Genomic DNA, 15,370 nt, shown 5'->3' with positions numbered 1-15,370 from the left:
CAACCGGAAAGGAAAGAATTGGCATCGGCATATGTATTCGCTTACAGTTAATATTAATATATGAAACTATTTTTGACAATATATTATGAATATTCAGTTTAAAGAAAAGGAAATGTGGACTAGATGGAGACTCTTACTTTTTTACTAGATTTTAACCCAACATCTAAAATTTAAGTACGAAAGAAACCTCTTGAAGTACAAGAGGTTTCTACAGAGTGTTGAAATATAAAATGGTCAATAGGGAAAACGGACATTAAATAAACATTTAATAATGATGAAATTATCATTTTTCTGGATGTTCTTTTAATGGTCTTAAATGTTAATATGTTCGAGCAATTTTATGATTCCAATAACACTAGACATGTTTTTTTCAGAAGTTAAATAATTATGAGCTTATTCTTAGAAAAACAAATTTATTTGACTAATCTAGTTTAATGTTCGATATTAATAGAACTACAAACTGATTAATAAAAACTGCTAGATTACTCTAAGTAAAGGCAATTTGATTAGGATTTATTGCATACTTTTTTTGATGAAAAAGTTGATTGGAATGGAGGGGTGCTCGACTCCTATGGGATTAGCGGGAAGGCTAAAGACCCCGCAGGCTTGCCGAGGAGGCTAAAGAATCTCGCCCCATGGAAAGCGAGCATCCTGTAATGGAAATCAACATCACTCTACTCCTTTTACGAAAATTTGGTAATTTAATTGACAAAGTTGTTTTTCAACAGCGTGAAGAAACCTCTTGAAGTACAAGAGGTTTCTAACTTCTTATTCATTCTTTTTTACTATCCTCTTATTAAGATATAATTTTAAAACGATACAATTAAAAGTAGGCAATTTCAAATGGAATACTAAGTATGTTTATTGTGTTAAAGCTACCTGTTCTTAGATTTGTTCCTAGAAAATATGTTGTCCAAACTTTGTAAATGACTTAAAAAGATTATTTCCATAACCAAACTACATTATAGCGTTTCACGTTTTAAATAGTTTGTTTTTTTATTTTTGCAATTAAACTCGAAATACTTAAACCTTGTACTAGTAAAGAAAAAACTACATTTACAAATACAATTAATACAATACTTTTATAATAAGGAAAATTATGAGGTAATGTTAATGCCAATGATATCGATAAAGCTCCTTTTAATCCCCCCCAATTAATAAGAAACTTTTCAGTACTTGTAAAACTCTTTGCTTTAAATAAACTAATATAAACTGCAATTGTTCTGGCCATTAAAGTAATTAAAATAGAAAACAAAGTTAATTTCCAATTTGAGAAAATGTTTAATCGGTACACTTCTATTCCGATAAGCAAAAATAAAATTGTATTTGAGATAAATGAAATAATATCCCAAAAACTATACATATAATTTTTTGTATTTTCATTCATTCCTATTTTTTTGCCATAGTTACCAAAAACAATACCACCAATAACAACAGCGATTACTCCACTTCCATGGAATATTTCTGCTATTAAATAGCTACCGTAAAATAAAAGAAATGAAACCATTGTTTCAAGCGGATAATCATCAACTAAGCTAATTAAATATGACGCGATAAATCCTAAAACCAAACCAACAATTACACCAATAAAAACAATTTTAAGAAATAAAATAAAACTTGCGCCTAAAGCACCAAATAACCCTTTATTCATGAAGCTTATAATATAAACTGTAGAAATTTTAAATAGCACCACAGCTATTCCATCATTAAATAAACTTTCTCCTTCTAAACTAATCGCAATTGATTTTTTAGCCTTCATCACCTTTAAGATGCCCATTACTGAGATCGGATCGGTTGCACACATTAAAGAAGCAATCGTAAGTGAAACGACAAATGGTAAATGGCAAAGATAAGTCAATACTAGTGCAATGATGATAAAAGTTAAGAAAGTCCCAAATAATGCTAGTCTTGCAATTTCTCCTTTAAATTTATTTAGATCTTTAAACTCTAATTTAATTGCTGCTTCTCCTAATAAAGAGGGTAAAAAGAAGCTTAAAACAATGACAGAAAAGAACTGATGGTCACTAAACATATAGGCTATTTTATTAAAAAAAGGAAAATTTAATAAACCAATTAATAAACCTAATATGACAAGGAAAATTGTATATGGTTTTTTTAACTTACTTGCCAAAATCCACACTAAAACTCCCGCTAACAAAAGAATTAATATACTTTCAATCCAACTATTCACATTTTCAATTAAATTTGTTTCCATATCATTTTTAAACCTACTTTCTACCATCCAAAAACTTCATAGTTCTATTTTTTTCCATTTCATATTTTTAATACGATATGAAGACATAATTTTATAAATAGGGATTGAAACTTTCTCATCACATTAAGATCAATACATCCTTTATACAAAATAGCTTGTATACAAATGGAAATTACCACTTTGTCTACAAGCCGACATTTCATTCTAATATAGAATGCGTTTTTTAGTTAGAAAACTTTTGAAATACTTTTAATTTACTTTTTGAATTCTTCCTTCAACCTCATAAACAAAAGGTCTTGGAAGTGATTTAACATAATCTACAGTCGCTTGAAGATCTTCTGGTCCTACTTCTAAATCAGTAGAACGTTCGCCAATACCATATTTTACATTTCCGTACATATAGTTGTTAACTACAACTGAATATTCTTTGTTCGGGTCAATTTTACTACCATTTGGTAAAAGGATGTCTACTACTTTTCTAGTTGATGAATCCCACGTATACTTAAATCCAGCAATGTGGAAATCTAAGCCCTTATCGGTAATTTGATTATTTAACACTGTTTCAATATCTTGACCACTAAGCATTACTTTATTTAATACATTTCCAAAAGGCTGAATTGCGAATAAATCACCAAACGTAACTTGACCAGCGTCAAGTTCCGCTCTAACTCCGCCACCGTTCATCATTGCGAAGTCAGCATTCATCGCAGCTTTCATTCCATCTGCAATTAAGTTACCTAGTGCAAAATCGCCATAAGTATCAGAAGATGGATATCCTTTTGGTAAAGTTTGCATTGAGTCACCAACAATCTCAGCTTTAATTGGCATAATTAAATCTTCATATTTTTTCATGATCGCTGAAACTGTCGGGTCTGGTGTATAGTCTTTTTGATAAACTGTTACTACTTCTCCATCCTTCTTAACAATATCACCTGTTACTGCATCTAATTCTAAATCTACATCAGAAAATGCAGAACCATACGAATAAGCTTGTACGATTAATTTATTATCAACTACTTTATTATTAAATACATGATTATGAGCAGCAAAAATAACATCTACTTCATCATCAACTTTTTCAGCAATATCAGTTGCATCATATAAATCTGCTTTACCTGTTTGAAGAGTAGGGTTATGTGCTAATACTACGATTGCTTTAATTCCTTGTTTTTTTAGAATATCTGTATAATGGTTAATTGCTTCAACTTCATCACGAATTTCAAGCGTTTCATTTCCTTTTCGAACAATCATATTAGGAGTTTCTTGCGTTACTACACCAATAAAACCAATCTTTTTACCGCCCACTTGTTTAATTGTGTATGGTTGAGTAATTAATTCTCCTGTTGCAGAATCATATGCATTGGCAGCAATCACTGGAAAGTTCATTCCGTCATATCCTTTTGTACCTTTAGGATGTTCTCCACCATTCATCATACGCTTTAATTCAGCTATACCTTCATCAAACTCGTGATTTCCAACTGTACCTACATCAAAACCCATTGCTTCCATTACTTCAACTGTTGGTTCATCTTGGAATAATGCTGAGATTAGTGGACTACCGCCAATCATGTCACCCGCATGAACAAGTAATGTATTTGGATTTTCTGCTTCACGTTGCTTCATTGCAGCAGCTGTGTATTCCATACTCCCAGCTAATAATTCTTGGCCATTAACAGTAACTTTTGTATCCGTATCAAGCTGACCATGAAGATCATTTAAGCCCAATAATTGAACTTTAATATTTTCTTTTGGAGCAGTCCCTAAATCTAATTTAAAAATTCCAAAGCCTGCAAGATCCGTTTTATTTTTAAATGAAATATTACTATTAGGCTTGATGAATTCTTCCGCTCTTGGTGATGTCGTAAACGTTACATTTACATTTCCGCTAATTGGTGCAATTGACCAGTTATGATCTGCTGTTGGTGTAATTGTTTTCGATTCTGAAATGTAATCCATTAAGATTTGACGGTTTTCATCAGCAGAATCTACTACAAGTTCGCTACCTTTAACACCTGGGAAATTACCACCGCCACCAGCACGATAGTTATTTGTTACAACGATGAATTCCTGATTTAGATCAATTGGTTGTCCATTATAAGTTAAATTTATTACTCGACTTGAATTACTATTAACAAGATTTCCATTTAAATCGTACTTGGCTGGTTTTGTTACATCAATTTGATAGTTAACACCGTCAATTACATCAAAGTTATAAACAGGAAAAGCTGGATTTAATAATGCTTGTTCTTCTGTTTTATTAGGATCAATTTGATTGTATTTACCTGCCGTCATTTCAATCCATTCTTTAACTACAGAACCTTTTACTTTAATTGCTTTTAACGTATTATCATAAAGATAAAGGTCGCCTGCACTTCTTATCGTAAGGTCGCCTTTTTTAATCTCAGTATACTCAGCTACACCATTACGGCCAGCTTTGAATGGAGCTCCTACTGATAAAATTGGTAATTCTTTATATTCTGGTTTCTTTTCAGCAATATATTTTTCTACAAACCATTTTTGTGCATTTGTAACAACTTGAATCGATGGATCATCTTGTATCAATGAAAAGTAACTATGGATATCATCAGTAGTTGTTCCAATTGGCGTATTTACATACTTAACTGTTGCATCATGATTTGGTTTAACAGCATTTACGATTTCTTGATCTGGAGCTACTGTGCTTTCTGTTTTTGTTTTACCTGTAGCAGGATCCTTTACATCAGCCCATATTTCTCTAGTTGAAGACTGGGAATTGACTACTGACCATTTTCCTTTTTCTTTTTTAAGTGTTAGGTCAATTAATCCTAATGAACCACCACCGTATCCCGCTTGAACAGCAGGTACGCCATTAATTGTTCCTTTCGAATTATCAACACCAGGTAATGGCTTTTTATCTGCCCCTAAAAATAATGCATCAAGTGTAGCCTCTGATTTTGCCGGGAATACCTTATGTGTATGAGAAAACGTAATTGCATCAATACCAGGTACTTCACTTAAAGAATAAATAACGTCTTCAGTATTTTCTTTATTTGCATTAAAACCTGAATGAGTCATTGCAACAATAACATCTGCACCGTCTTTTCTCATTTCAGGAATGAATTTTTTAGCTGTTTCTACTATATTTTTAGTAATAACTTTCCCATCAAGATTTGCCTTGTCCCACTCATTGATTTGAGGTGGTACAAACCCAATAAAGCCGATTTTAATTTCTTGCTTCTTTCCTTGCTCATCAATCATTTTTTTCTTAATGATTTTATAAGGAGTAAATTTGTTCTGATCATTATTAGGATTTTTATCGTGATCATCTACGTAAACGTTTGCATTAATGTACGGAAAATCCGCATCATTATATGCTTCATTTAAAAAGTCTAATCCATAGTTAAATTCATGATTACCTAAAGTTGCAATATCATAACCCATTATGTTCATTGCTTTAAATACAGGATGAACTTCTCCTTTTTTTAATGGGTCAATTTTTGCTTCATAAGTACCTAGTGGAGTACCTTGTATTAAATCCCCATTATCGACTAAAACATTATTTTGAACTTCTTTACGAGCATCTTTTACTAAAGTAGCAGTCTTAGCTAATCCAACTTTTTCGTATGCTGCATCCTTGTAGTAATCATAGTTTAATAAATTTGTATGGATATCTGTCGTTTCCATAATTCGAAAGTTTACTAAATCCTTCTCATCTTTATTCTTTTTAGATGCAAGCACATTTACAGGTTCAGCCTCTTTTGGTGTTGCATACGCCGGCGTACTCATAACTGACATACTTAATAAAGATAAAGCTAGTGAAAATGATAACGCTTTCGAATTTTTACGGTTGTTTCTCCTCATCTATATTCCCCTTAAATACTTTATTAGGATTTGATTAAAAATTATCCCCAAAAATTATTATAAAATTAAAATAGGTTAAAATATATTTAATTATACTTAAATATAGTTAACCATTTCTTAAGGAGCAAATAAATGAATTTAGACCATTTAGCTTACATTGTAGATGTTTCAAAAACGAAATCACTATCAATGTCCGCAAAAAATTTACATATTTCTGTTTCAGCAATCTCACAAGCCATAAATAATTTAGAAGACGAATTCGGTTTTAAAATTTTTACACGTTTAAGACAAGGAACAATTCCAACACCTGAGGGCGAAGAATTAATTGAAAAATCTCTTCATGTGCTAGCCCATGCTGAAAAATTAAAGCAGTTAGCTATCAACAAAAATGAAATCCAAAAAGAGATTACTATTGCTTCTGTACCTGGACTAATGCATTATATCGTTGGTGTCATTAAATTAATTAAATTTGATAGTCCAAACACTAAGATTAAAGTTAATGGTAAAAGCTCGCTAGATATTTTAAATGAGGTAAGACAAAAGAATGCACGTTTCGGTTTGATTTGGATATATGATCAACTATTACAAAATAATAAAGATCTGGTATTCGATATATTTCAAGAGGTGAATATCAATGTTTGTGTCAGTAAAAATCATACGCTAGCCGAATGTAACCAGTTAACGATTAAGGATTTATCAAACGAGACGTTTGTAATTCATGAAGAACAATATCTAAAATGGTATTACGATGAATTTTTAAAAGACAAAACTGAGATCTTATTTACAACAAATAATCTCGATAGTATTAGAAGTGCTGTCAATGAAAATATTGCTATAACAATTGGTACAGACTTTGTTGTGCAAAATGAGTCACTCATTCAATCTGGGGAAGCCTTTGCCATCGAACTGATTAATCCTTTCCATCGTCCTTTTTATGTTGGTTGTGTTCGAAGTGAGTATCCTCCGCTTTCATCAACTGAAAAAAAGTATATAAATGAATTAAAAGAAGAATTTAAACGTGTAAATAATTTACAAGAAGACTAATAGAATTGGGTTTTTCTTGCATCTTTTTAAAAATTATAAGGATATTGAAATACTCATAAAAGGGGCATGAGTATTTCAACAAGCTTGAAGTTGCGGGTCCATGAGTTAGTTATTTAGCGAGAAGTTGAAAATAACTTACTCATAACGGGCTCATGACTAAGTACATACGCAAAAATATTAATATACTTTACTCATAATATTGACAAACTAATTTTTCAACAGTCTAAAAAACCTAATCTTTTTTTGATTAGGTTCTTTTAAGTCTAATTCAGTTATACATGAACCTCAGAAGAAACAACTCCTATTTCAAGAGCAGATGTCAGGCCTTCATAAGTAGCTTCCTCAATTGTACGAGGTGCTAAACAATCCCCAATTTGTCGAACAACTGGTGCCATACTTTTCACTTGTTCAAAAAGCTCAAAATTTGGTACTCGTCCCATTGCAAGTACAATTGTATCCCAGTCGTTAATCAATTCAGTCTCATGAGTAAAAAGATTTCTCAATTTGACCTGGTTATTATGAATACCTCCAAAATCAAAGTGCGGGCGAACATCTACCTTTAATTGATAGAGTCTTTTTAGATATTCATTTACTAGATATGAATGAAGTTCTTTTCCTATGTGAACCTTAGCGGAAAACAAGGAAACATCATGATTTTTCTCCTTTAAGTGTATAGCAGCCTCTATTCCTGGCCAATCGCCAATTAAATCAAATACCAGTACACGTCTTCCAACCTGGATAGAAGTTCCGCTGAAAAGCTCATCAACTGTTATGATTCTCGGGTCATCGATGCCCTCTACATGTGGAAAGTATGGTCTAGATCCTACTGCACATATAATGACATCGGGTTTTATCTCTTTTATTTTATCAATGGTAATTTTCTTTCCAAGCTGGACGTCTATCTTACTTTTAGATAGCTTTCTTATATAATTGTCTAACATCGTTTCAGCTACTTCTTGTCGCATTGGGGCCTTTCTCATTTTTCTTAGCAATCCACCAATCTCATCACTTTGTTCAACTAAAATTACTTCATGTCCTTCACCATCAGCAGTTATAGCAGCATGTAATCCAGCAGGACCTGCACCAATGACAAGCACTTTTTGTTTTACTTTTACACTTTGAACAAGCGGTAATAATTCTTTTTCTTTACCTGCCATCGGATTTTGAACGCATCCAATAGGAAGGCCTTTAGAATAGTGACCAATGCATGCTTGAATACATCCTAAACATGCATCAATTGAATGTAGATCGCCTCTCATTGCTTTATTCGGTAATTCAGGGTCAACGATTAAAGCTCGTGTCATTCCAACAACATCCGCTCTTCCTGAGCCAACTATGCGATCTGCATCCATAGGGTCTATGATTCGCGAGCCGACAAAAACTGGAACCGCTCCAGCCATCCGAATTTTAAATGAATGTGAAGAATTATAAGCATGTTTGATTGGAGAAGGTGGAACAATATGAGTCGAACCTGCATATGTACTTGAATCACCAGATGTTACATTGATAAAATCTACTCTAACATTTTCAACTAAGTGCTCGACGATTTTCACAGCGTCTGTTACTTTCGTTCCATCCATCGTCATTTCGTCTGCACTCATTCGAATTCCTACGGTAAAATCTTCACCCACTTTTTCCCAGATACGTTGTACTATTTCGACGATAAAACGCATTCGGTTCTCAAAAGTACCACCGTATTCATCTGTTCGATAGTTCGTATGGCTAGACCAAAATTGTGCTGGTAAATAACCATGAGAGCAACAAACTTCTACTCCGTCAAGACCAGCTTTTTTAGCTAATAAAGCTGAATAAGCATATCCCTCTATGACATCTTTAATTTCATCAATGTTCATCGGTCTAGGCATTATTCCAAATCGAAAACTTGGTTCAGAAGACGGCGCCCAAGCAGCATTACGGTAATCGCTTGATACGACTTCTCTACCTCCGTGAAATAGCTGACTAAAAACTTTCGTGCCATATTGATGGAGTTGTTTTGCAATTTCTGCATAAGCAGGTACTACTTTTTCATCAAATCCCGCGATTGTATGTGAAGTAAGCATGCCTGATGAGTGAACTGCTGCCGCTTCAAGAATAATAAGTCCAGCTCCCCCCTTCGCACGGGCAACATGATAGGCGGTCATTTCAGGAGTAGGAATGCCATTTTCTACATAATTCGTTTGATGTGCTGTCGATAAAATTCTATTTTTAAGTTCGGTATTTCCAATCGTCACATTTGAGAATAGGTGTTTAAAGTCAGTCATAATTGAACCACTTCCTTTCTCCTAAAATAAATAATTCGTTATCCATTTTCTTTAGAAATTAGTAAGCATCTGATCGTTCTTTTCTACTACAAATTTTCGTTTTCTTGTAACCCTACTTACTACTAGCGTTACAGTAAAATTAATAACCATTACAACTAAACCAACATCAATATCTTGTACGATATGCGGAAACGATGGAAACAAAGTTGCTAGCGTTGTGCCAGTTATTGTGGAATACGTAACGGCTGCAACACCAATTATGATTCCGGCAGATGCACCTTGAACTGTTACAGGATTCTTTTTCCAGAGACTAAAATACAACGCCGGGAACAATTGTGCCATAAAGCTGTATGCCATAATATACAGTGTCATAATTGTATCGCCACCATTTAAGGTAAAATAAAGTGTTACTAGTGCAATGATTGGTACTAGAAGTCGGGTTAATTTTATAAGCTGATCATCTGTTGTATTCGGCTTCAAAACCTTGTAGACATTCTTCGTTAAGATTGTAGTTGCAGATGTTAAAACCAATGAACTTGGAATAAGTGCCGCTAAAGCACCTGAGGCACCAATGATCCCAACAAACCATGGATCAAATGAAATCTTTGCGAGTTTAAATAAAGCTAAATCCACATCTCCACCTTTTAAAGTTGGAGCTTTTAAAATAGCAGCGAATCCAACAAATAATGAAAAGACAATAATAATTTGATAGATTGGCATAAATGCAGCATTCCATCGAAGAGCTTTTGCACTCTTTGAAGAAAAAACTCCCATGAGCATATGAGGAAACATGTAAAAGGAAAGTGCTAGCATGATACTAGTTGTAATAAACCAAGAAACACTTAAACCTTTCTCTGGAAATATCAAAAAGTCAGGTTTAGCAGTTTGGATAGCCTCAAACATCGGCTGAAAACCACCATAATAATGTACTGGAAAATAGACCCCTAAAAAGATCACAACAAATAAAATTAAAAAGTCCTTAATAACAGCCGTCCAAGCTGAACCATGAATACCCGAAACTGTTACATAAATTGCGATCGTAACCACGGCAATCGTAATAGCAATACTCTGAGGAATTTTTCCATATGAAGCCTCGGAAACAATAATCCCTAGACCCTTTAACTGCATCGTTAAATATGGAATGATTGAAATAATGCTAATAACTGAAACAAGAACGCCGAGTGCTGAACTATTATACTTTTTCGTATAAAAATCAGCTTGTGACACAACGTTATTTTCTTTTGCATACTTCCAAACAGGAGGTAAAAGCCAATAAGCTATAATAAAGTAGAAGGCATTAAAAGCATAGACTGCCGGCATACCAAAAGAGTAGGCACTTCCCGATGCCCCCATAAAAGTAAATGTCGTAAACATTTCTCCTGCTAGTAATAGAAAAACAAAAAGAGAACCAAAACCTCGTCCACCAATTGACCACTGCTCAAAAGTCATCTCTTTACCTTTACGTGCTTGTAAGCCTAACCAAATTGATAAAGCTAGAAAGCCAAGGATAACAATTAAAGCTGAATTCACTATTAATCGCCCCCTTTATTAGCGGGATCAAGTTTATTCACTATTAATAAAAATATAGCCGTAAGAAAAACCCATAATATCGTCCAAAATAAAACAAACGGCATTCCAAGAACATATGGCTCTACCTTATTAATAACTGAGAGTGACCCAATAGCTGGTATCGCACTTAATACATACAGTAACTTTTTCATTTGATACCCGTTGCCAAAAACTTATAAAAATCAATAAAAAACGATTATTTTTATAGATTTCGTTTATTTCCCTTTTCTACGTGTCCGATTTTGCCTAGTTAGGCTACTTTCGTTTGGTATAACACTCCAAGGGCGTAAATTCGGATACAACGAATCCTACATGTACAGTTATGACGTCTAGGTAACAGTTACTAATTTATATCGTGACAAGTTGATTGCTGCGTTTAAATCTCGATCAATTTCATGACCACATTCACATTTGTATAATCGGTCTGATAGCTTTAAATTTTTTTTCAATTTCCCACAACTTGAACACATTTTAGAAGATGGGTACCAAATATCAGCTTCAACAAATTCAATGCCATATTTTTCACATTTATATTGAATTTGGCGTTTGAATTTAAATAAACACTGCTTTGCAATTGCTTTTGAAAGGTGCTTATTCTTCATCATCCCTTTAATATTTAGAATTTCCATTATGATGCGATAAGGTTTGGTTTTCACGATCTCGCTCGTGGATTGATGAAGATGATTTAGTCTGATATTTTTCAACCTTCTATGGAGGTGTTGCATCTTTTTTTCGATTTTTATAATGTTGCTTGTTTTGACGAAACGGTTTCCCTCCTTATTCATTTCATATTTACGAGAAACTCGACGCTGCAACCTACGTAGACGTTTCTCTACACTTTTAACAGTATCTGTCTTGTTAATATTGTTCTTCTTGGTGCCATCTGAACAAACGGCTAATTTTTTTATCCCTATGTCAATACCCAGTGAAACATTTGTATGTTCAACTGTTGGTTTTAATTCTTCAATCCCTACAGATATATACCAGTATTTTCCATCGTTACTAATTCTAGGATTATAGTATTTTTCATCCGATATCAATTCAGAAGTTACAACCCAACCGACTTTTTCAATTAACACTTTCTTTCCTTTTACTTTCAACTTTACATTATCGTTATAAAAGGATGGTTTTGATTTTCTTTTACTTTTGAATCGTGGTTGATCTGCTAACCCTTTAAAGAACTTTTCATACGCATGACAAAGATCTTTTATCGCTTGTTTTGTAATATTATTCGATACTTCATACAGCCATGAAAATTCATCTGTTTGTTTTAATCTTGTTAATTCTTTTCTTAACAGGCCATCAGAAATAAACTTCCCTTTGTTTTTATAGCTTTCTTTTTGTTTGGCCAATGCCCAGTTATAAGCCCATCTGGCAGTTCCCACTGATTTCCATAATTGTGTTTCTTGTTCTTTAGTTGGTCTTAATCTTACTCTTTTTGCAAGTATCAATGTTTTATTCATATTATTAAGAATTTGTTCAGTTCCACCGATCGAATCAACTTTCAAATTATTCACCTCATGTATTCTATATAAACACAATGAGTGATTTGCATTTAGAACAAATTGTGATATTTTTAAAAACTTTTATAAATTAAAATTAACAGTGGTTAACCTCCCCTTTTTTACGAATAGATTAATAGAAAAAATTAAGCGTTTTCAAAAAATAAAAAAGAAAAGCTGAGTATGATCCTTCTAAATTCTTCATTATGAATTCAAATACTTAGCTTTTTTAAATACATGTCTCGAATTACCATTCTCAATTAACTAGATTATAAGTCGATCGCTACTTTAATCATTTCATGGAAGTGTTGCATCGCGTTCTCAGTCGGAGAAAAGATACCATTATCAAATGCTTTAGAATGTAAACCTGTTTGCAATAATTCTACTAAATCAAAATCCTCTTCTCGGACTTGATCAACAAATTTAATCATTTCTTCTTCTTCTTTCGAAATTTCTTCATTCAAAAAGAAATAGCGATAGACTGCTAACGTTTGGTTGGCATCAATTGGGATCAATTGTGTAGTCGTCATATTTCCACTTCCAGGATATACACTCATCATCATATTTGGCCAAATCCAGTAAAAACGAGTTAAGCTGTCATCTTGGTTCTTAACATTTGAACACTGGTAAGAGAATTTATCACAAGGAACGATGCTGTAATTCGATAAATCAAACGTTTTAGCGAATGAAGGATGTGCCAATGGACAATGGTCACACTCTAAGAAATTATCAACTACTGCTTTCCAATTTGCTTTAATCAAACGGCGGTTTTCTTTAACTAGTTGTAATGAATCCATGAAAGGGTAACGGTTTAGTTCATTTATTAACTCTTCATATTCAACAGAAAAAGCATTGGCTTTCCGATCCAAGTTTACAAAAATCATAGAGCGCTGAATTTCTAATTGGACCGATTTTAAGCAGTTATATTCTCCTAAGTCAATATTTTTAAAGTTTGGTGCTCGATTTACATGCCCATCTAAATTAAAGGTCCAGCCATGATAAATACATTGTAAGATCTTTTTATTACCTGTTTCACTTTGCTCCACTTTTGTACCACGATGTGGGCAAATATTATAAAACGCGCGTATTTTGCCATCATTAGCATGCGTAACTAATATAGATTCACCAGCAACCTCAAAAGTAAAAAAATCACCGACGTTTTTAACTTGACTTGTATGACCTACGAAGATCCAATTTTTACTAAAAATCTTTTTTCTTTCTGTATCGAATACCTCTTGGCTTACATATGTTTTATACGGCAATGAAGTTTGTAAAGTATGTGCTGTTCCCTTTGTAGACATAATAATGACTCCTCCTTTTCTGGGATTTCATTTGAAACGAAATTCCATCCTTTATTCATTATCTTAAGCAAGATTTATGCCAATTTTATATTTTGCTTTAACATAAGGAGGTAACACTATTTATCTATTTCCAAATCGAGGTAATTATCTTATAATTTACTCAATTCAGTCAATTTTAACTCAACTTACTATTTTGTGAGATTAGATGTTTTTAGAGGAGGTTACGTTTTGCCAAATACAACGAATGACAAGCTAAAACTTGAGTTCAGTAATGAGATCCTTCAAAAAATATTGGACAATTCTCCTAATGAATTTTATGTACTTGATAAAGATGCCCGTATCGTGTATATAAACAAGGCTTGTGAAAGACATTATGGTATCAAACTAAAAGATGTCGTAGGAAAATCAAACGATGAATTACTTTCAAAAGAATACTGGAAGCCTCTTATTCTCCCACGTTTATTTAAAGAAAAGAAGACGGTCATTATGAAACAAATAAGTTATGTTGGAAAAGAAATCATCACAACAGCCATTCCTTTACTAAATGATCAGCAGGAAATTGAGCTGATTATCACCACATCACAAGATGCAAGCTATAAAGACTTATACATACCAGATGAGCAAGAAATAAATGAAGCTGCTCAAGCTGAAATTTATAAAAATAATATCATTACAAATAACAAGGAAATGAGTAATATCGTTAAGTTTTGTGAAAAGGTTGCTAAAGTAGATGCAACAGTATTAATTCAAGGAGAATCTGGTACGGGAAAAGGAGTAATCGCAAAATACATCCATCAGAAGAGCAACCGAAATAAAGCTCCTTTTTTATCTTTAAACTGTGCAACAATCCCGGAAGAACTACTAGAATCAGAACTTTTCGGATACAAAGATGGCGCATTTACTGGTGCAACAAAAGGTGGCAAACAAGGACTTTTAGAACTTGCAGACGGAGGAACCGTATTTTTAGATGAGATTGGAGATATATCACCTAAGGTTCAAGCAAAGCTTTTAAAAGTTATTCAAGAATTTGAATTTATGCCTGTTGGTGGCAAACAACCCAAAAAAGTAAATATTCGCATCCTTTCTGCTACTAATCGAAACTTATATGAAATGGTACAGAATAAAGAATTTAGAGAAGATTTATATTATCGCCTTCATGTAGTAAATTTAAAAATTCCACCATTGCGAGAAAGAAAAGAAGATATCATTCCACTAACCTACCATTTTCTTTCAGAGTTTAATAGAAAACACCAAATGAATACAATCATTTCTGAAGAAGCTTTGAATACTTTTTATAACTATTCATGGCCTGGAAATATACGACAGTTAGAAAATATGCTTGAAAGCCTCGTCGTCACAAGTGATGGCATAATAAAAGTGCAAGACTTGACTGATTTATTAATTGAAAATAAAAAAGAGAGTCCGGTCAATGAAGTAGTAAGTAATTGCTCGCTTTTAGCTTCCCTAGAAGAAGTTGAGAAAAACATAGTAATAAATTCTTATACAAAATTTAGGAATACAAGAAAAGTAGCTGATGATTTAGAAATCAGCCAGTCAAAAGCAGCTAGATTAGTGCGTAAGTACTGTAGTGAATTAGATTTTTACAAATAAATGTTTATAAAGGGTAAGAAGAGGGTT

General features: G+C 33.1%; 9 protein-coding genes. 2 read left to right on the top strand and 7 right to left on the bottom strand.

Going from position 1 to position 15,370, the window contains the following annotated elements; all coding sequences use genetic code 11:
• Positions 1-979: 979 nt before the first annotated feature.
• Positions 980-2,242, bottom strand: a complete 1,263-nt coding sequence (locus tag BM319_RS06310) for a cation:proton antiporter (RefSeq protein ID WP_091021820.1) — start codon at positions 2,240-2,242, stop codon at positions 980-982.
• 222 nt (positions 2,243-2,464) lie between these two features.
• Positions 2,465-6,055, bottom strand: coding sequence for a bifunctional 2',3'-cyclic-nucleotide 2'-phosphodiesterase/3'-nucleotidase (locus tag BM319_RS06305; protein WP_091021818.1), 3,591 nt, complete (start codon positions 6,053-6,055; stop codon positions 2,465-2,467).
• Positions 6,056-6,187: 132 nt separating this feature from the next.
• Between BM319_RS06305 and BM319_RS06300 the strand changes: the two genes are divergently transcribed.
• On the top strand, positions 6,188-7,099 hold the full coding sequence (locus BM319_RS06300; RefSeq protein WP_091021816.1) for a LysR family transcriptional regulator: 912 nt from the start codon (positions 6,188-6,190) through the stop codon (positions 7,097-7,099).
• A gap of 272 nt (positions 7,100-7,371) precedes the next feature.
• On the opposite strand, the gene BM319_RS06295 is transcribed toward BM319_RS06300, so the two are convergent.
• The 5 genes from BM319_RS06295 to BM319_RS06275 all read right to left on the bottom strand — a co-directional run bounded on the left by BM319_RS06295 (position 7,372) and on the right by BM319_RS06275 (position 13,732).
• Complete coding sequence (locus tag BM319_RS06295; protein WP_091021814.1) at positions 7,372-9,360, bottom strand: oxidoreductase; 1,989 nt, start codon at positions 9,358-9,360, stop codon at positions 7,372-7,374.
• Between the two features lie 51 nt (positions 9,361-9,411).
• Positions 9,412-10,890, bottom strand: coding sequence for a sodium:solute symporter family protein (locus BM319_RS06290; protein WP_091021812.1), 1,479 nt, complete (start codon positions 10,888-10,890; stop codon positions 9,412-9,414).
• Positions 10,891-10,892: 2 nt separating this feature from the next.
• Positions 10,893-11,081 (bottom strand): DUF3311 domain-containing protein, encoded by a 189-nt coding sequence (locus BM319_RS06285; RefSeq protein ID WP_091021810.1) that lies wholly within the window; start codon positions 11,079-11,081, stop codon positions 10,893-10,895.
• 177 nt (positions 11,082-11,258) lie between these two features.
• On the bottom strand, positions 11,259-12,380 hold the full coding sequence (locus BM319_RS06280) for an RNA-guided endonuclease InsQ/TnpB family protein (RefSeq protein WP_091022278.1): 1,122 nt from the start codon (positions 12,378-12,380) through the stop codon (positions 11,259-11,261).
• A gap of 320 nt (positions 12,381-12,700) precedes the next feature.
• The gene (locus BM319_RS06275) at positions 12,701-13,732 is read right to left on the bottom strand and encodes an aromatic ring-hydroxylating oxygenase subunit alpha (RefSeq protein WP_091021808.1); all 1,032 of its coding nucleotides are present in this window, start codon (positions 13,730-13,732) and stop codon (positions 12,701-12,703) included.
• 228 nt (positions 13,733-13,960) lie between these two features.
• On the opposite strand from BM319_RS06275, the gene BM319_RS06270 reads away from it, so the two are divergent.
• Positions 13,961-15,343, top strand: a complete 1,383-nt coding sequence (locus tag BM319_RS06270) for a sigma-54 interaction domain-containing protein (RefSeq protein WP_091021806.1) — start codon at positions 13,961-13,963, stop codon at positions 15,341-15,343.
• The last annotated feature ends 27 nt before the right edge of the window (positions 15,344-15,370 follow it).

It is taken from the genome of Bacillus sp. UNCCL81 (assembly GCF_900112535.1).
In the GTDB taxonomy this organism is placed as follows: Bacteria; Bacillota; Bacilli; order Bacillales; family Bacillaceae_G; genus Gottfriedia; species Gottfriedia luciferensis_B.
The sequence above is the reverse complement of the archived record's forward strand: the minus strand, read 5'-3'. Positions and strand labels throughout refer to the sequence as shown.